The sequence below is a fragment of the Cryobacterium algoritolerans genome, assembly GCF_004402785.1.
GTDB classification, from domain to species: Bacteria; Actinomycetota; Actinomycetes; order Actinomycetales; family Microbacteriaceae; genus Cryobacterium; species Cryobacterium algoritolerans.
On record NZ_SOFP01000005.1, the window covers coordinates 1 to 18,348 of the forward strand.

Genomic DNA, 18,348 nt, shown 5'->3' on the forward strand with positions numbered 1-18,348 from the left:
CCGGCCGCCACGCCGGCCCCGACCGCCACCGGCGACCCGGCCGCCACGCCGGTCCCCGCCGCGCCGGAAACGATCGCCGGCCTGCGCGGCCAGACCGCGAACCAACAGACCTGCTCGATCGCCTACAACTACTGACCTGACGATTGATCCGCCCTGGCCCGACCAGACCGGGTTCGGACGGAACTTTTCACGACTCCCCTCCGGTGCTATCGTCAACTAGCTAGGCTAATTGACTATCAGGAGGATGAGATGAAGCAGGGCAGCGACCTTCTCCGCCAAAGCATCGTGCTTGTCAGCGCGGTCCTGGCCATCATCGGCTCATTCATCGGTTCGGGCGCTGCGGGCGGTACGCCGATCCAGAACGCGTCGGGCGGTGCGCTCGCCGCCGACGCGACGCCGATCGCCCCCGCCGTTCCGGCCTTCGGCATCTGGACCCCGATCTACGTGGGCCTGATCGCCTACGCCATCTGGCAATTCCTGCCCACGCAGAAGACGGATGCCCGCCAGCGACGCCTCGGCTACCCCATTGCCGGATCGCTCCTGCTGAACGCGGCGTGGATCCTGAGTGTGCAGTTCGACCAGCTCTGGCTGAGCGTGCCGGTGATCGTGCTCCTGCTGGCCGTGCTGGTGCTGGCGTTCCGGATCACCCTGGCCTCCCGGCCGAAGAACCTGATTGAGACCGTCCTCGTCGACGGCACCATCGGCCTCTACCTCGGCTGGGTCTGCGTGGCCACCGCCGCGAACGTGACCGCGGCCCTGGTCGCGGCAGGCTTCGACGGCTTCGGCGCCTCGGCCGACCTGTGGGCGGTTGGCGTCGTTGTCGTCGCCGGACTCGTCGGCGTGCTGATCGCCGTCGCCGGCCGGGGGCGGCTCACTCCCGCCCTGTCCCTGTCCTGGGGGTTGGCCTGGCTGGCTGTCGCCCGGCTCACCGGCAGCCCGCTCTCCACCCCCGCCGCGGTCGCGGCCCTCGTCTCCGTCGCCGTCATCGTCACTCTCACCCTCTCCCTGCGCCTGCGCAGTGCGAAATCCGTCCCTCCTCGATTGGCCACCGCATGACCATCCCCACGTCAGACCGTGCAGCGCGATCCGCCCAGGTGACGGGGTCTCCCCGTCGCCGATGGGCCGGCCTGGTCTTCATCAGCGTCGCCGTCGCGCTGATCATCGTCGATTCCACGATCATCAACGTGGCCATCCCCTCGATCGTCGCCGACCTCGCCATCACCTCCACCCAGGTGCAGTGGGTGCAGGAGAGCTACACGCTCGTGTTCGCGGCGCTGCTGCTGGTGTTCGGTACCCTCGCTGACCGCTACGGGCGCCGCCGCATCCTGTTGCTCGGCGTCGTCGTCTTCGCCGCGGCATCCGTGCTCGCCGCATTCGCGGGATCGGGCGACCTGCTGATCGGCGCGCGACTGGTGCAGGGAGTCGGTGGGGCGATGGTGCTGCCGACCACGCTGTCGCTGATCAATGCCACCTTCCGCGGTCGCGACCGCGGCATCGCGTTCGCCATCTGGGGCTCCACCATCGGTGGCATGGTCGCCGTCGGACCGCTGCTCGGCGGCTGGCTCACCACCTATTTCTCCTGGCGCTGGGCCTTCGGAATCAACGTGCCGCTCGGGATCATCATCGTCATCGGCGTGCTCACCTTCGTGGTCGAATCCAAGGATGCCGGCGAGCCGCGCCGGGTCGACGTTGTCGGGGCGGTGCTCTCCGTGCTCACCAGCGCGTCGCTCGTCTTCGGGCTGATCGAGGGGCGCAGCTATGGCTGGTGGCTGACCAACAAGGCGATGGTGGTCGGCGACTGGACCTGGCCGTTCGAGCTGTCGCCGATCCCGTTCGCGTTCGCGATCACGCTCGTCGCCGGGGCGGCGTTCGTCGCCTGGGGGCTCTACCGTCAGCGCACGGGCCGCACCACGCTGCTCGCCTTCTCGCTCTTCCGGATCGCCTCGTTCCGCAACGGCAACATCGCGGCCATGATCGTTTCGCTCGGCGAGTTCGGGATCATCCTGTCCCTGCCGCTCTGGCTGCAGAACGTACTCGGCTACGACGCCCTGCAGACCGGGTTCGTGCTGCTCGCCCTTGCCCTCGGCTCCTTCGTGGCGAGTGGGCTCGCCGGCGCGTTCGGCAACAAGATCTCGCCGGAGACCATCGTGCGGCTCGGCATCGTCGCGGAGATCATCGGCGTCACCGGTCTCGGGTTCGTCATCTCGAAGGATGCCACCTGGCTGTCGGTCGTTCCGTTTCTCTTCGTCTACGGCATCGGCGTCGGCCTCGCGACAGCGCAGCTCACCGGGGTCGTGCTCAAGGACGTACCGGTCGAGAAGAGCGGCCAGGGCTCCGGCACCTCGAGCACCGCCAGGCAGATCGGCTCCGCTCTGGGCATCGCCGTTCTCGGCACCGTGTTGTTCACCTCGGTCGGTGCATCGCTCGACGCGAAACTTGCCGACGTCCCGGGCCTCCCGGCGGCCGCGCAGTCTCAGGTCGTCGACGCCGTCGTGGACAGTGCGGGTGCGGCGATCCCCGCGCTCGAAGCCCGGAGCCCGGCCCTCGCAGATGCTGCACGCGACGCGTTCAGCGAGGGCACCCGGTATTCCGCATTCGCTGCCGCCGGGTTTCTCGTGCTTGGCTTCCTCGCCACGCTGAGGCTGTCCGGTACGGCTCCGCACCAGGCGCCCCGAGAAATGGATGCCGCGTCGACCGGAGTCGGCTCTCCCGCGTAGGAGCGTCGGTCGGCGCGGCTCCGCGGTATCCGGCGCGGCGCGGCGCGGCGGTATCCGTCGCGGCGCAGCTCCGGGAAGCCGGCGCACGAAGTAACGTGCGCCGGCTTCCTCTGGGTGCGCCGCGAGCGGTGCGGCCGCCTAGATCTCGGAATCGTCCAGTCGCCCACCGAGATCGGGGTGCGGGTCGGGATTCCGCGGAGCTGTACTCTGGCCGGGACTGGTGGGTCCGGCGCGCTCCGGTCGGGCCGTGGGGCGGCGGGTGGGCTGCGGCCTCTGGAGGGAGAGCTCGCCGCCGAGCCGACCGCCGAACGGTCGACCGTGATCGGCGTACTCCTCCCGGAAGAAGGCCATCCGCCACGGTCCCATTTCGATCCGGGCACCGGTGCGCAGAACCTGTCCGCCGCCGTGCGGCTGGCCCATCCGAACCTCCCGCTTCGCGCCTCCGGCCACCGGGCCGAGGGGGAACAGGACGTATTCGTCGTCCCGATCGTGCCGGATTTCCGCGTGCAGCGGTTGCAGACCGTCCAGCCGGAGGTCGGAGTCCGGCCCGGACCCGATCGTGGTGACTCCGGGCAGCAGGTCGAATTCTCGCGGTGGCTGTCCGTTCCAATTCTCCGAGCCGACGACGAACACCAGCCGAGGTCGTCCGGCGCCCGGCGTGTAGTGCGTCGTCGTGATCCGGCGGCGGATCCGCCGGTCGAACGTCGGTGCCAGGGGAAACATGGTCGACGGCGGCAACGGCACGGTGGGGAGCGGTGGCGCCCCCCGGCGTCGGGACCTCCGCCGGAGCAGCGGCGCGAGTGCGGCCCTGCTGCCGAGGACGATATGAGACGACCCCGTCAGGACCCGCTGGAGTGGGGGCGGCGCCACCGCCCCCACACGAACGATGAGGCCATTCGGTCCGCTGACCGATACCGTCAGGCCGCGCTCGGCAAGATCCGACGCGATGCTCCGAAGGTCTTTCAGCCTCACCGCCCGGGAAACGAACAGCTCGGGCTGGCTGGCGAAGATCTCCACGTCCAGGCCGGCGGCCGTGACCGTGCCGGACATCGCCTCGACGGTCGGGCTCGGCTGGACCAGGGAGAAGGCCAGGTCGATGTCCAGCCGGGTGGTCGCGGTCATGGCTACTGGGGGAGGGATTCGGCGCCGGCGTTCTCGCTCGTGGTGACGCGCAGGGTCCCGTTCAGCTTCCAGGTCGCCCGTGGTGCATCCGGGCCGATGTCCCGAGGCACCTCCACGGTCATGTCGATGAAGCTGTAGTTGATGACGGCACTCTTGCCGGTGAGATAGGACCACATCTCCTTGCCGAGGTCGGTCCAGTCCTGGATGCTGTGGGCATCCGGAGCCTTCGTGTTGGTGCCGGCGGGGGAGGTCTGGTCTGTGGTCGAATCGTCGGTCACGGTGCACTCTCTTTCGGTTTCACCGGGATCAGCGTGGGTCAGTCAGAGGCAGAACCGTCCCGGATTCGGTTCCGTCTGCTCCGGCAACCAGCTGCGCTCCTGACTGCCGACAGGCTCAGGCTAGTTGAGGCCGGACCACCCGGAGCGAATACACAGCAGGCTCTCAGGGCGACACAGTCGGAGGGTTCGGTTAGCCTCGGGGGAGCACCCCTGGAGGCCACCGTGTTCCTGCTCGATTCCGGCACCATCGTCTATTCCGCGAGCGACCTCAGCGCAGCGGCCGGCTGCGAGTGGGCGTTGATGCGCAGGCTCGACGCGAAGCTCGGGCGGATCGGCCCGATCGCGGAGACCACCGACGCCATGCTCACGCGCACCGCCGAACTGGGCGACGCTCACGAACTGCGGATGCTCACCCGCCTGCGGAGGACTCGCCGGGTCGTCGAGATCGAACGCCCGGCCCTCGCCGAGATAGGCTCCGCCGTGCGGGCGAGCGAGGCCGCGCTCACCGGCGGCGCCGAAGTGGTGTTCCAAGCCGCATTCTTCGACGGCCGATTCCTCGGCTACGCGGACTTCATCATCCGGTCCGACGACGGCTCGACCTACGAGGTGTACGACACGAAACTGGCGCGCAAGGCGAAGATCACCGCGCTGCTGCAGCTCGCGGCATACAGCGACCAGCTCGAACGGATGGGCATCGCCACGGGGGAGCAGGTGCATCTCCTGCTCGGCGACGGACGCACGAGTTCGCATCGGCTGCGGGACATCCTGCCCGTCTTCCGCACTCGCCGGGCCAGGCTGGAACGCCTCGTCGACGAAAGACTCGCCGACACCGGGCCGACCGAGTGGGGCGACTCGCGCTACACCGCCTGCGGGCGGTGCGACGTCTGCGACGAACAGGTGCAGCGGCACCGCGACGTGCTGCTCGTGGCCAACCTGCGGCTCAGCCAGCGCGCGAAGCTGCGCGCCGCCGGCATGGCGACGATCGAGCATTTGGCGGCGGCGGCCGGCCCGGTCCCCGGCCTCTCGGATGCCACGCTGCACACGCTCAGCGAGCAGGCCAGGCTCCAGATCACGCAGCCGGACGCCGACCGGCCCGTGAACTGGGAGGTGATCAACCCGCTCGCACTTGCCGCGCTGCCTGCCCCCGACCCGGGCGACATCTTCTTCGATTTCGAGGGCGACCCGCTGTACCAGGAGGACACGGGGGGCGGCGAGGCCGGCCCGGCCGGCGTCGCCTGGGGGCTGGACTACCTCTTCGGCCTGGTCGAACCGGACGACACCTTCCGCTCCTTCTGGGCGCACAACCATGCCGAGGAGCGCCTGGCCCTGGTCGAGTTCCTGGACTACCTGCGGGAGCGGCGAGAGCGGCATCCGGGGATGCACATCTACCACTACGCGCCCTATGAACGCACCCACCTGCTCACCCTCGCGGCCAGGCACGGAGTGGGCGAGGACGCCGTCGACGGCCTGCTCAGGGACCACGTGCTCGTCGACCTTTACCCGGTCGTGCGGCAGGGCCTGCGCGTCGGCAGCCGCAGCTACTCACTGAAGAAGCTCGAGCCGCTCTACATGGGCAGTGACGAACGCGAGGGCGTCGCCAACGCCGCCGACTCGATCGCCGAATACGTGCGGTCCCGGGAACTGCTGGCGGACGGTGACCACGCCGCCGCGGCGGGCGTGCTCGCCGATATCGCCCGTTACAACGCCTACGACTGCCGGTCCACCCTGCGGCTGCGCGACTGGCTGCTGCGCCGCGCCGCCGAGAACCGGGTTCCGGCGGCGTCGACCGTGGACCTGGCCTTCGACCTTCCGGTGCGCGAGCCTGACCCCGTCTACCTCGAGCTTGCCGCCCTCCTCGCCGCGGTGGCACCCGCCGACCGCAACGCCGACCAGACCGCCCTCGCCCTGGCCGCCGCCGCGATCGACTATCACCGGCGGGAGCAGAAATCGTTCTGGTGGGACCACTATTCACGCCTCGGCTCACCCGTCGACGAGTGGGCGGACACCCGGGATGTGCTCATCGTCGACTCCGCCACCGTACAGACGGGCTGGCACCGGGAGGGCCGGCAACTGCTCGACCGGCGCCTGCTACGGCTGTCGGGTTCGCTGGCGCCGGGCAGCTCGCTCAAGGTCGGGCAGAAGCCGTTTCTGCTCTACGACCCGCCGTATCCGCCGATCCGGCAGAGCGCCGAGCCGGGCGCGCGCACCGCGCACGACAGGGCCACCATCGTCGAGGTGATCGACGAGTCGGTGTTCCTCGTCGAGGAGATCCTCGAGCGGGACGCACCAACCCACCACGAACTGCCGATCGCGCTGACCCCCGGCACCCCGCCGCCGGCCGGGAGCCAGGTGGGTGCGATCTCGGAGTGGGGCAGGGCCGTGCTCGGCGTCTGGCCGGTGCCGTTGCCGGATGCCGCGTTCGACCTTTTGCGGCGCCGGCCGCCGCGGCTCCGGCCGTCGTGGCGTCTGGCCGGCACGAGCGACGCACCCGGAGGCGACTCGGAGCCCGGCCTGGCCCGGCCGCGAGACGGCGACGTGCAGACGGCCATCCTGGACGGACTGCTCCGCCTGGACCATTCCTACCTCGCGGTGCAGGGCCCGCCGGGCACCGGCAAGACCTACGTCGGGTCGAGGGTGATCGTCGACCTCGTCGTCAAGCACGGCTGGACCGTCGGAGTTGTCGCCCAGTCCCACGCCGCAGTGGAGAACATGCTCCGCGCGGTGCTCGCCGCCGGCGTTGAAGTCGGCCTCAACCCCGACCGGGTGGGCAAGAAGGCCAGGCAGGGCGAAGAGAACAAGCCCGTTCCCTGGACCCTTCTCGACACGAAAACCTTCGGCACGTTCACCGACCGCCCCGGCGGCTGGGTGGTCGGCGGCACCGCCTGGGACTTCAGCAACGCCGACCGGTTGCCGCGCGGGTCCCTCGACCTGCTGGTCGTCGACGAGGCCGGTCAGTTCTCCCTGGCCGGCACGATCGCCGCAGCCGTCTCAGCGGAGCGGCTGCTGCTCCTGGGAGACCCACAGCAGCTGCCGCAGGTGAGCCAGGGCACCCACCCCGAGCCCGTCGACGAATCCGCCCTCGGCTGGCTCAGCGACGGGCACCGGGTGCTCCCGGCCGTATACGGCTACTTCCTCGCCACCAGCTGGCGGATGCACCCCGCTGTCTGCGCTCCGGTCTCGGCCCTGTCCTACGAAGGCAAGCTGCTCTCGCACCCGTCGGACCGCAGCCTGGCCGGGGTGGACCCCGGGCTGCACCCCCGGCCGGTGGCGCATTCCGCGAACGCCACCTCATCAGTCGAGGAGGCGGAGGAGGTGGTCGGGCTCGTGGCGGACCTGCTGGGGCGACCCTGGACATCCGCCGGTGTCACTGCCCCGCTCGGCCAGGAAGACGTCATCGTCGTGGCGCCGTACAACGCCCAGGTGGAACTTCTCCGCAGCCGGTTGACGGCCGCCGGCTTCGGCCTGGTGCCGGTCGGAACAGTGGACAAGTTCCAGGGCCGGGAGGCAGCGGTCGCGATCGTGTCGCTCGCGGCCTCGGCCGCCGAGGACGTGCCGAGAGGACTCGAATTCCTGCTTCTCGCGAACCGACTGAACGTCGCCATCTCCCGGGCACAGTGGGCGGCCTGGCTGGTCTATTCGCCGGCGTTGACCGAGTCCCTGCCGACCAGCATCGAGGTGCTTACCCAGCTGAGCGCGTTCATCACTCTGGTGACACCCGTCGCGGGCAGCGCCGGGAGGCCGACTCTGTCTGGCCTGGCCCGGCCTGCCGACTGACCGGGGTTGCCGACTGACCGGCCTGACGACTGACCGGGGTTGCCGCTTGACCGGGCTTGCAGCTCAACGGAGCGAGCACCGTCGTTCTGACAACGACGGTGCTTGTTCCGGGCCGGGTCGGGCCGGCCGAGGTCGGCGCGACCCGGCTGACCGGTGCGGTCTTACTCGGCGTCCAGGTCGGTTTCGAGGATCTTGACGAGGGCTTCGAGGGCCTCGACGGCGCCATCGCCTTCGGCGCGGAGCACAACCACGTCGCCGTTGGCGGCGCCGAGGCTCATCAGGCTCAGGATGCTCGAGGCATCCATCGCGTCTTCGACCGGGGAGGTCTCGAGGGCGATGGTGACCTCGATCGGGAGTTCACCGACGGCCGCGGCGAAGATGGACGCAGGGCGGGCGTGCAGGCCGACCCGGCTGGCGATGGTGGCTTTACGTTCGGACATGGTTCCTCCTATTTGGTGCTCGCCGGGCTGTGCCCGGCGACGGTGGTGCGCCGCGACGCGACGCGAAATGGTGCGTCGGGGCTCAGAGGCCCAGTTGCTCGAGGATCGGCAGTTCGGCGCGCACGCGGGTGCGCGCTTCGCCTGCGTTCCGGGCGGAGAGAGCCAGCTCGGCCAGGCGCTTCGCTTCGTCGAGGGTGACGCTCTTGAGCACCGCGCCGACGGCGGAGAGCGAACGGGCGGTCATCGAGAGGGACGCGACGCCGAGGCCGACGAGCACCACGGCGAGCACCGGGTCGGCCGCGGCTTCGCCGCAGACGCCGACGGGCTTGTTCTTGCCCTGCGCGATGGAACCGGCGACGGTCAGTTTGATCAGGTGAAGCACGGCCGGCTGCCAGGGCGAGTTCAGTGCGGCAAGAGTGCCGAGCTGGCGGTCGGCGGCCATCGTGTACTGGGTGAGGTCGTTCGTGCCGAGGCTGACGAAGTCGACCTCGCCGAGGATCCGGTCGGCGAGCAGTGCCGCGGAGGGCACCTCCACCATCACCCCGGGGATCTTGAGTCCGGCGACCCGGCACATCGCCGCGAAGTCGGCGGCCTCGTCGACGGTCGCGATCATCGGCGCCATCACCCACACCTCGGCGGGGGAGTCGGCTGCCGCGGTGGCGATCGCGGTGAGCTGGCGCTTGAGCACGCCGGGGGTGGTCAGATCAGTCCGGAAGCCACGCACGCCCAGGGACGGGTTGGGTTCGGTGCTGTCGGTCAGGAACGGGAGGGGCTTGTCGGCGCCGGCGTCCAGGGTGCGCACGACGACCTTCTTGCCCGGGAACGCGTCGAACACGCCTCGGTAGGCGACAACCTGCTCGTCGATCGTCGGTTCGGTGTCGCGCTCGAGGAAGCAGAACTCGGTGCGGAGCAGGCCGACGCCCTGGGCGCCGAGTTCGGCGGCCTTGACCGCGTCCACCGCGCCGCCCACATTGGCAAGCAGGGGCACGAGGTGACCGTCGGCGGTGCTGCCGGTGCCGCCAAACACGGCGAGGGTCTCCGCGGCGAGCAACCAGGCCGCGACCTGCGCCTGCTCGTCGGTGCCGGGGTCGACGCTGACGGTGCCGGCGGCCCCGTCGACATAGACCTCGGTGCCGTCGACGAGCTCGTCGACGCCGGGGGCGGCCACCACGGCCGGCAGGCCGAGGGCGCGGGCGATGATGGCGGTGTGCGACTGCGGACCACCGCCGGAGGTGACCAGGGCCAGGACCTTCGCCGGGTCGAGGGTGGCGGTGTCGGCGGGGGCGAGGTCCTCGGCGACAAGGATGAACGGTTCGGTGGACTGCGGAATGCCGGGCGCGGGCACCCCGCGGAGCTCGGCCACGATGCGCGCACGAACGTCGAGGACATCCGTGGCCCGGTCGGCCATGTAGCCGCCGAGGTTGTGCAGCATCTCGGCGACGGAGGCGCCGGACTCCCAGATGGCCCGTTCCGCCGAGGTACCGGTCGCGATGAGTTTAATTGCTGCCTTGATCAGCATCGGGTCCGCCGCCATCAGCGCCGTGGCCTCGAGGACTGCCTTGCTGGCTCCCGTTGCAGCGGCGGCGCGACCCTGGAGTTCGGCCTGCACGACCTTCGAGGCCGCGCGCAGGCCGGCCGTGGCCTCGTCCACTGTCGCTGACGACGCCAGCCGTTCACCTAATGGGGGTTCGCTGACCGGTTTCGGCATCTGTCGGACGGATCCGATGATCCGTCCTGGGCTGACGCCAACTCCAGAGTAATTCTGCACGGGATAACCTCATTTTCTTGCGCAGCGATCTGCCCGCGCTATTTCATGCTACGCGTCGGCCGCCATGCGTGTGACACGGCGGCCGACCCTTGATCAGGCGTTGACGAGTGCGGGGGTTTCCGCGTCGACGCTGGACTTCCTGACTGCATAGCGCTTGAGCACGATCACGACGAGCGCCGCGACGACGGTGCCGATCGCGATCGCGAGGGCCCACAGCGGGAAACTGTCGATGGCGAAGAAGACGAAGATGCCACCGTGCGGCGCCTTCGACGTCACTCCCCAGGCCATTGACAGGGCACCGGTGACGCCGGCGCCGATCATGCTGGCCGGGATGACCCGGAACACGTCGGCCGCGGCGAACGGGATGGCACCTTCGGAGATGAAGGATGCTCCGAGCAGCCAGGCCGCCTTGCCGTTCTCACGTTCGACCAGGCTGAACAGTCTCTTGTCGACCACCGTGGCCAGGGCCATCGCGAGCGGCGGGACCATGCCGGCGGCCATGACGGCGGCCATGATCTGCCACGGAGCCTGGTTGGCGATGGTTGCGGTGCCGAGTCCCGCGACGGCGAAGGCGTAGGCAACCTTGTTGACCGGGCCGCCGAGGTCGAAGCCCATCATCAGGCCGAGGATGAGGCCGAGGATGATCGCCGCGACGCCGCTCATGCCCGTGAGCCACGTGTTGAGCACCGATGTGAGCCACGCGATCGGTCCGCCGAGCACCAGGAACATCAGGCCGGAGGCGACGATCGAGGCCACCAGCGGGATGATGACAACGGGCATCAGGCTGCGGAGCCAGCGTGGAACGTTGAGCCTGCCGAAGCTCGCGGCAGCGACACCGGCGAGGAGGCCGCCGGCGATGCCGCCGAGGAAGCCCGCACCCATGAAGCCCGCGACGGCACCGGCGACGAAGCCGGGGGCGATCCCGGGACGGTCGGCGATCGCATACGCGATGTAGCCGCCGAGCGCGGGGACCAGGAAGCCCATTGACAGGGCGCCGATCTTGAAGAAGACGGCGCCGAGGTAGATCAGCAGGCCACCCTCCGGGAGATTGAACAGGCTGTTCTGCAGCACGACGACGTCGGCGACCTTGGTGATCTCGTAGCCGCCGAGCAGGAAGCCGAGGGCGATGAGGAGACCTCCACCGGCGACGAACGGGATCATGTAGCTGACACCGGTGAGCAGGGCACGTTTGACCTTCTGGCCGAAGTGCTCGTTCTTGGTGTCGGTCTCGACGACGCCGACATTGCCTCCCACGCGACGCGAGTTCGGGTTCTTGGCCGCGGCCAGCGCATCCTGGATGAGTTTGGCCGGTTCGTCGATGCCCCGCTTGACGGGAGCCTGGATGACCGGTTTGCCGGCGAAGCGCTCGCGTCCGCGCACGTCGACGTCAACGGCGAAGATGACGGCGTCCGCGGCGGCGATGACGGCCGGGTCGAGCATGGTCAGGCCGGCGGAGCCCTGGGTTTCGACCTGGAGGTCGACGCCGGCGGCCTTGGCCGCCGCGACAAGGGAATCGGCAGCCATATAGGTGTGCGCGATTCCGGTGGGGCAGGCGGTGACGGCGACGATGCGCTTGACCGCGGTCGAGGTGGAGGTGGACCTGGTACCGGCGTTGGCGTTCTCCGCCGCATCCGCACCCGTACCGACGGTGACCGGGGTGATGACGTTGCTGACGAGTTCGACGATGTCGACCGGCGACTTCGCGTCGCGCAGGGCGGCGGTGAAGTCGCTCTTCAACAGGGAACGGGCGAGCTTGGCCAGGATCTTAAGGTGTTCCTGGTCGGCCCCCTCCGGTGCGGCGATCAGGAAGACGAGGTCGGCGGGGCCGTCCTTGGCTCCAAAATCGACGGGCGAGGTCAACCGGGCCAACGCCAGCGTCGGCTCGGTGACCGCGGAGGAACGGCAATGCGGGATGGCGAGGCCGCCCGGGATACCGGTGGCCGTCTTCGCCTCGCGGGCGAGGGCATCCGCATAGAGGCCCTCGATCTCGGTGGCCCGGCCGGCGCCGACGATCAGCTCGGCAAGATGCCGGATTACGCTCGAAGGAGCGGCTCCGAGATTTTTATCCAGAGCAACAAGCTCCGGCGTGATCAGTGCACTCACTGGACATCCTCCTTTGGATGGGTAACAAGCGTCGTCACGGTGACGTCGCCCGGTCTGGTTTGGTTCACTGCCGGCACGGTCGAGCCCGGCAAGGACGCGGCGGCCGCCCCATGGGCGGCGGCCTGACGAAGGGAGTCGGGTGCGGACGCCCCGGCAATGGTGCTGAGCAGGAATCCGGCCAGCGAGGAGTCGCCGGCACCGACGGTGCTGGTGGCGATCATCGGCGGTGTCCGGGCGAGCCAGGCGCCGGCATCGGTCACCAGCACGGCGCCCTGGGCGCCGAGGGTGGCCAGCACGGCGCCGACCCCGGCGGCGACGAGGCGTTCAGAGGCCCTGGCGACCAGGGCCGGGTCTGCCTCGAGCGCGTCGGCGTCGGGGATGCCGGTGAGTTCGGCCAGTTCCTCGCCGTTGGGCTTGATCAGGTCGGGGCCCGCGGTCACGGCGGCGGCAAGCGGTGCGCCCGACGAATCGACGGCGACCTTCGGGGCGGCGGCGCCATATCGGGCCCGCAGCCGGCGGGTGATGTCGGCGTAGAAGTCCACCGGTACCCCCGGGGGCAGGGATCCGGCCAGCACGAGCCAGTCGGCACCGTCGGCCTGCTCCAGCACAAGCTCGATCAGCGCGTGCTGCTGTTCGGTGCTGAGCACCGGTCCGGGCACGTTGACCTTGGTCGTGGTGCCATCGGGTTCCGTGATCGCGACGTTGCTCCGAATCGCCGCGCCGATCGGCATGCCCAGGTGGGGTATTCGGGCCGTGCGCAGCCCCTGCAGCACAGGGTCCGACTCGTCGCCGGGCAGGATGGCGAGACTCGGCAGGCCGGACGCCTCGAGGGCGCGGCAGATGTTGACGCCCTTACCGCCCGGTTCCTCGTGTGAGGAGACGGCCCGCTGCACCTCGCCGCGGGCGAGCGGCCCGCTCAGCGCGATCGTGCGGTCCAGGCTCGGATTGGGGGTCAACGTGATGATCACGCGATCACAACCTCAACGTCGGCCGCAGCGAGGGCCGCGGCAAGTTCCAGTGATGGTGGGGCGTCCGTGATCAGCACGTCGATTTCGCCGAGGGCCGCGAAGCGGAGCAGGGTTTCCTTGTCGAGCTTGGAGGAATCGGCCAAGGCGACGACGCGCCGGGCCGAACGGACGATGGCTGTCTTCACGGCTGACTCGACCGCATCCGGTGTGCTGAAACCGAACTCGGCGTGCACTCCGTTCGCGCCGACGAAGCCGATGTCGGGGCGCAGGGCGTCGAGCTGGGCGATGGTGCTCGGCCCGACGACGGCCCGGGTGAGACCGCGCACGCGACCGCCGAGGATGTACAACTGGATGTCCTCGTTGCCGGCCAGCTTCGTGGCGATCGGGACGGCGTTGGTGATGACGAGGAGCTCGTCTCCCTGGTCGGCCGGGGCCCAGTCGACGAGGAGGTCGGCGAGGAGTTCCGTGGTCGTCCCGGCGTCGAGCAGGATCGAGCCGGTCTGGCTGGCGGGGATCAGGGTGAAGGCGGCGGCGGCGATCCTTACCTTCTGATCGTGGTGCTGGGTCTGCCGTTCCTCGAGGCTCAGCTCTGACATGCTCAGCCGGTCCAGGGCCACCGCGCCGCCGTGTACCCGGCGCAACTGGCGCGCGCCTTCGAGGGTGTCCAGGTCCCGCCGCACGGTCTCCGGGGTGATGTCGAAACGGGTCGCGAGTTCGCTGACCGTGACCCGACTCGAACTGGAGACCAGATTGATGATCAGGGCCTGACGCTCTTCCGCGAACATGAGACCTCCGGGGCGTTGAGTGACCGTGGCCACTGGTATGAATAATATTCACGCTACCTGTGTTTGGTTTTGTTTGTCAAGACAAACACAGACAAACAAAGAATAGATCTGGATGGCGGAGGAGCGATTTCACCGTCGTCGGCGGCCGCGAGGGCGATTCCCCGGAGGGATGTCTGCGGTCGCACGTAGCGTGGGGACCATGAAGATCCTGCACACCTCGGACTGGCATATCGGGCGCACCTTCCACACGCATTCCACCCTGGCGCACCTGGGCGCGGTGTTCGCGGCGCTGGTCGAGGTGGTGCGGGACCGGCAGGTGGATGTCGTCGTCGTCGCCGGTGACGTCTTCGACTCCGCGATGCCGTCGGCCGACAGCTACTCGCTCCTGGCCAGGGTGTTGCGAGAGCTCAGGGCGGCCGGCGCCGTGGTCGTGATGACCAGCGGCAATCACGACTCGGCCACGCGCCTCGGCTTCCAGTCGGAGTGGGCCGGCCTGGCCGGCATTCACGTCATCACCAGGCCCGACCAGTTCCTCGAACCCGTCACCATCGGCGACGCGAACGGCCCCGTGCACTTCTATGGCATTCCCTACCTGGAACCGGCGATGATCCGGCACCTGTTCCCTGGGGAGACGCTGCGAAACCATGAGCAGGTGCTCACCTTCGCGATGCGCCGGATCCGCGAGGACCTCGCCTTGCGCGGCGGACGCTCTGTGGTGCTGGCGCACTGCTTCGCGGCCGGGGTGACGCCGGCTGCCGAAGCGACCGAGGTCGAGCGGGACATCACCGCCGGAGGCCTCGACCTGGTGCCGGTCGCTGTCTTCGGCCCGGCCGACGACCCGCAGAGCGACGGGCCCGACTATGTCGCGCTCGGTCACATCCACGGCCGGGCCACGCTCACGGACCGGGTGCGCTACTCCGGGGCGCCCCTGCACTACTCCTTCTCTGAGGCAGGCAAGCCCCGCGGTGCCTGGCTCGTCGACCTCCGTGCCGACCGAGCTGCCGAGGTCCAATGGGTCGGGCTCCCCGTTCCCCGCAGGCTCTCCGTGCTCACCGGTGAGATCGAGGAGGTACTCACGGCCGACGAGTTCTCACGGTTCGAGTCCGACTGGGTGTCGGCCGTGATCACCGACCAGGTGCGTCCCCTCGACGGAATGCGCCGCCTGCAGAAACGGTTCCCACACTGCGTCACCGTCGAACACCGGCCTTCGGTCACCGTTGAAACGGATGCCGCCAGCTACGGCGAGCGTCTGCACCAGCAGAACGACCATGAGATTGTTGCCGGGTTCCTCGAGTTCGTGCGCAACGGGGTCGGCCAGACCGAGTTCGAACGCGACCTGGTCGCCGAATTGCTTGCGGCCAACACTCTGGGGGAGATCACGGCATGAAGATCAAACGACTGAGGATCGCCGGGTTCGGACCGTACAAAAACGAGCAGACCATCGACTTCGAGCGCTTCGACGACGATGGGATCTTCTTGATCACCGGCAAGACCGGGGCCGGCAAGTCCAGCATCCTGGATGCCATCTGTTTCGCGCTCTACGGCAACGTTCCCCGCTTCGAGGGCACGGAGTCCCAGTTGCGCAGCGACTATTGCGAGCCGGAGGACCCGACCTTCGTCGAACTCGACTTCGGGCTGGGCGAGCAGGACTACCGCCTCTATCGCACCCCGCGGTACGAGAAGGCCAAGAAGCGCGGCGCCGGCACGACCATGGCGCAGCCGGATGCCCGGCTCGATCGCCGCGGCAGTGAGGGCTGGCGCACCATCGCCACCCGGCCGGTCGATGTGGGCCATGAGCTGACCGGCATCCTGCCGCTCAAACAGGACCAGTTCCTCCAGGTGATCCTGCTCGCCCAGAACCGGTTCCAGAGATTCCTGCTGGCCAAGACGGACGACCGTCGAGCCGTGCTGCGGACCCTGTTCGGCACCATTAGGTTCGAACAGTTGGAGACCGGACTGATCGACCGGCGCAAGTCCCTCGATGACGAGCTGGCCGCCGTAGTGCTGCGTCTGGCCGGGCTGGCGGCGGCCGTGGCCGGCCAAGCGCAGTTCCAAGCGGCGGAGGGAACCGCCGACCGCGACTGGTTCGACCGGGCCCAACAGTGGCTCGACGGAAAATTCGACCTGGCGATCGACGCCGCCGAACAGGCCGACACCGTTGTGACCGCTGCCACCCTGCACCATCAGGTGCAGGAAGACCTGCGACGGCGTCAGGACAGGCGGGACACGGCGGCCGCGGAGGCGGCGGCCCTGGCCGGCCGGAGGGATTCCGTCGACGTCGACCGCGTTGCCGTGCAGGCCGCTACGCGGGCGGCGCGGGTGTGGCCGCTCCTCACGGCACGGCGACAGGCCGAGGAGGTTCTCGCCACGGCCCTCGCCGTTGAAACGGATGCCCGCCATCGGTGGTGCGCCCTCGCCGAGGAGGAACCGTGCGACGGTCCGGCCGACGTCGGAGCCGCCGGTACCGCATCGCATGAGGCCCTCGGTACGGTCATCGACGACCTGCTCGGGCGGCTCGGTTCCCTCAACGATGTGCTCGTCGCCGAACATATGCTGCCTGGCCTCGAGCGCGAGCTGGCCGAGGTGCGGGCCAGGCTCGCCCTGCACTTCGAGGCCCTCAATGCCGCCGCGGCCAGGGTCGAGCGGCTGCCCGGACAGATCGACACCGTCGACCGGGACCGCTCTGTTGCGGCCCTCGCCGCCGCTCGCGAGGCGGAGACGCGCGCCACGTTATCCCGGCTGGAGGCCGCCAGGGCCGCAACGGAAGTCGTGAGTGCGTGCGGCGTGGAGCTCGAAGGGGCTTTCCAGGCCGATATCGAGGCGGCCGCCGAGAACACCGCCGCCGCCGTTCACTTCCAAGTGCTGGTCGACCGCCGGCTCGCCGGCCACGCCGGCGAACTGGCTGAACAGCTCGTCGAGGGGAAGGCGTGCGAGGTGTGCGGCTCGACCGTCCACCCGGCCAGGGCAATCAGCAGGGGCGAACCGGTCACCGAAACCGACATCGAGGAGGCCCGGTTGCAGATGGTGGCAGGCCAGGCCGCGCTCGAACAGACCCGCGCCCGGATCCAGGAGATCAATCTGCGTCTGACCGAGGCCCGCACCCGGGCGGGCGACAGTGGCGTCGACGAGTTGGAGGCAGACGTCGCGGCCGCGGTCGGAGACCTAACGGCCGCGCGCGAGGCGGGAGCGCGTGAGGCCGCTCTGAAGACCGAGAAGGCTCGCCTGCGCGCCGAACTCGAGGAGGCCGGTCGGGCGCTGACAGAGGCGCGGCAGGCCAAAGAGCAGGACGCCACCCGGCTCACCGAACGCGAGAGCCAGCAGGCCGGGATCCTCGAACGGGTCACCGCGCAGCGCGGCCGGTGCGCATCCGTCACCGAACTCGTCGCCCGGTTACAGGGGGAGCTCGACGCGGCACGCACCCTCGACGACGCCCTCGACCGCAGCCGCGAGCACGCTGTGGTCTGCGACGCCGCGGCCGCAATGGCGCAGACCCAAATGGTTGCCGAAGGCTTTGCCGACGAAGCGGCCGCGGTCGCCGCCCGGCTCACCGAGGCGGCCCTGTTCCAGGTGGAGGCGCGCATCCGGCGCCACGACGGTGAGACGGCCGCCGCGCTCGCTGTGCTCGCCGAGCCGGAACTCGGCGGCCTTCCCGACGAACCCGTCGATCCGGCGCCGGCACGGCGAGACCTGGCCGCCGCCGCGGCCCTCCGCGACACGGCGATCGCCGACCGCGCCTCCCTGGCCGAGCGGGTGACCGTGACGACGGGCCTCCTCGGCGAGGCTCGGTCGTGCTTCGACGCGTCGGTTGAACTGCTGGCCACCCAGGCCCAGGTGCGGGCGCTTGCCGCGGTCGTGCACGGGGAGGAACCGAACATGAAACGAATGCGCCTGGAAACCTATGTGCTCGCCGCGAAGCTCGAGCAGATCATCGCCTCGGCGAACGGCCGGCTGGGCATCATGACCGGGGGCCGTTACGCACTCGAACACGACGATTCGCTGCAGTATCGGGGTAGCCAGTCGGGGCTGGGCCTGGCGATCAGGGACGAGCACACCGGGCGTGCTCGCCCGACCCAGTCGCTCTCCGGCGGCGAGACCTTCCTGGCCTCGCTGGCCCTGGCGCTCGGGCTGGCCGAGGTGGTCTCGAACCAGGCCGGTGGAATCGCCCTCGACACCCTCTTCGTCGACGAGGGATTCGGTTCGCTCGACAGCGCCACCCTGGAGACGGCGATGAGCACCCTCGCCGGGTTGCGGGCGGGCGGCCGCACCATCGGGCTGATCAGCCACGTCGACTCGATGAAGGAACAGATCCCCGCGAAACTGTCGATCATCGTGACCGACCAGGGCTGCAGTGAGATCGAACCCGCGCTGGTCCCCGTGTAACGGCGAGGGCATA

Annotated in this window: 12 protein-coding genes; 5 read left to right on the plus strand and 7 right to left on the minus strand. The window is 69.5% G+C overall.

Going from position 1 to position 18,348, the window contains the following annotated elements:
* The first annotated feature begins 249 nt into the window (after positions 1-249).
* Positions 250-1,056, plus strand: a complete 807-nt coding sequence (locus tag E3O19_RS00190; protein ID WP_134564626.1) for a tryptophan-rich sensory protein — start codon at positions 250-252, stop codon at positions 1,054-1,056.
* The gene (locus tag E3O19_RS00195; RefSeq protein WP_134564627.1) at positions 1,053-2,717 is read left to right on the plus strand and encodes a DHA2 family efflux MFS transporter permease subunit; all 1,665 of its coding nucleotides are present in this window, start codon (positions 1,053-1,055) and stop codon (positions 2,715-2,717) included. The genes E3O19_RS00190 and E3O19_RS00195 overlap by 4 nt, the downstream gene beginning before the upstream one ends.
* A gap of 138 nt (positions 2,718-2,855) precedes the next feature.
* Here E3O19_RS00195 and E3O19_RS00200 read toward each other — a convergent pair whose 3' ends face one another.
* Positions 2,856-3,839 (minus strand): FHA domain-containing protein, encoded by a 984-nt coding sequence (locus tag E3O19_RS00200; RefSeq protein WP_174776864.1) that lies wholly within the window; start codon positions 3,837-3,839, stop codon positions 2,856-2,858.
* Positions 3,840-3,841: 2 nt separating this feature from the next.
* On the minus strand, positions 3,842-4,117 hold the full coding sequence (locus E3O19_RS00205) for a hypothetical protein (protein ID WP_134564628.1): 276 nt from the start codon (positions 4,115-4,117) through the stop codon (positions 3,842-3,844).
* A 222-nt stretch (positions 4,118-4,339) separates the two neighbouring features.
* Here E3O19_RS00205 and E3O19_RS00210 point away from each other — a divergent pair, with 222 nt between their 5' ends.
* Positions 4,340-7,891, plus strand: a complete 3,552-nt coding sequence (locus tag E3O19_RS00210) for a TM0106 family RecB-like putative nuclease (protein ID WP_134564629.1) — start codon at positions 4,340-4,342, stop codon at positions 7,889-7,891.
* Between the two features lie 161 nt (positions 7,892-8,052).
* On the opposite strand, the gene E3O19_RS00215 is transcribed toward E3O19_RS00210, so the two are convergent.
* The 5 genes from E3O19_RS00215 to E3O19_RS00235 form a co-directional block, all read right to left on the minus strand.
* Complete coding sequence (locus tag E3O19_RS00215; protein ID WP_134564630.1) at positions 8,053-8,331, minus strand: HPr family phosphocarrier protein; 279 nt, start codon at positions 8,329-8,331, stop codon at positions 8,053-8,055.
* A gap of 82 nt (positions 8,332-8,413) precedes the next feature.
* A complete protein-coding gene (gene ptsP, locus E3O19_RS00220) occupies positions 8,414-10,099 on the minus strand; it encodes a phosphoenolpyruvate--protein phosphotransferase (RefSeq protein WP_134564631.1) in 1,686 nt (561 codons plus the stop codon).
* Positions 10,100-10,192: 93 nt separating this feature from the next.
* Positions 10,193-12,202: a PTS fructose transporter subunit IIABC gene (locus E3O19_RS00225; RefSeq protein ID WP_134564632.1), complete on the minus strand. Its 2,010-nt coding sequence runs from the start codon at positions 12,200-12,202 to the stop codon at positions 10,193-10,195.
* A complete protein-coding gene (locus E3O19_RS00230; RefSeq protein ID WP_134564633.1) occupies positions 12,199-13,170 on the minus strand; it encodes a 1-phosphofructokinase family hexose kinase in 972 nt (323 codons plus the stop codon). The genes E3O19_RS00225 and E3O19_RS00230 overlap by 4 nt, the downstream gene beginning before the upstream one ends.
* Positions 13,167-13,955 carry a DeoR/GlpR family DNA-binding transcription regulator gene (locus tag E3O19_RS00235; protein ID WP_134564634.1) on the minus strand — a complete coding sequence of 263 codons (789 nt, stop codon included), beginning with the start codon at positions 13,953-13,955 and terminating at the stop codon, positions 13,167-13,169. The genes E3O19_RS00230 and E3O19_RS00235 overlap by 4 nt, the downstream gene beginning before the upstream one ends.
* Before the next feature lie 199 nt (positions 13,956-14,154).
* Here E3O19_RS00235 and E3O19_RS00240 point away from each other — a divergent pair, with 199 nt between their 5' ends.
* Together E3O19_RS00240 and E3O19_RS00245 are read left to right on the plus strand one after the other, a co-directional pair.
* Positions 14,155-15,342 carry an exonuclease SbcCD subunit D gene (locus tag E3O19_RS00240; RefSeq protein WP_134564635.1) on the plus strand — a complete coding sequence of 396 codons (1,188 nt, stop codon included), beginning with the start codon at positions 14,155-14,157 and terminating at the stop codon, positions 15,340-15,342.
* Positions 15,339-18,335, plus strand: coding sequence for an AAA family ATPase (locus E3O19_RS00245; RefSeq protein ID WP_134564636.1), 2,997 nt, complete (start codon positions 15,339-15,341; stop codon positions 18,333-18,335). The genes E3O19_RS00240 and E3O19_RS00245 overlap by 4 nt, the downstream gene beginning before the upstream one ends.
* Positions 18,336-18,348: the final 13 nt, after the last annotated feature.

What these genes read in the sequence shown, in the direction of transcription:
- E3O19_RS00215 (WP_134564630.1), bottom strand. Translation starts at nt 8,331, where the DNA reads ATGTCCGAACGTAAAGCCACCATCGCCAGCCGGGTCGGCCTGCACGCC.
- E3O19_RS00235 (WP_134564634.1), bottom strand. Translation starts at nt 13,955, where the DNA reads ATGTTCGCGGAAGAGCGTCAGGCCCTGATCATCAATCTGGTCTCCAGT.
- E3O19_RS00240 (WP_134564635.1), top strand. Translation starts at nt 14,155, where the DNA reads ATGAAGATCCTGCACACCTCGGACTGGCATATCGGGCGCACCTTCCAC.
- E3O19_RS00195 (WP_134564627.1), top strand. Translation starts at nt 1,053, where the DNA reads ATGACCATCCCCACGTCAGACCGTGCAGCGCGATCCGCCCAGGTGACG.
- E3O19_RS00245 (WP_134564636.1), top strand. Translation starts at nt 15,339, where the DNA reads ATGAAGATCAAACGACTGAGGATCGCCGGGTTCGGACCGTACAAAAAC.
- E3O19_RS00190 (WP_134564626.1), top strand. Translation starts at nt 250, where the DNA reads ATGAAGCAGGGCAGCGACCTTCTCCGCCAAAGCATCGTGCTTGTCAGC.
- E3O19_RS00200 (WP_174776864.1), bottom strand. Translation starts at nt 3,839, where the DNA reads ATGACCGCGACCACCCGGCTGGACATCGACCTGGCCTTCTCCCTGGTC.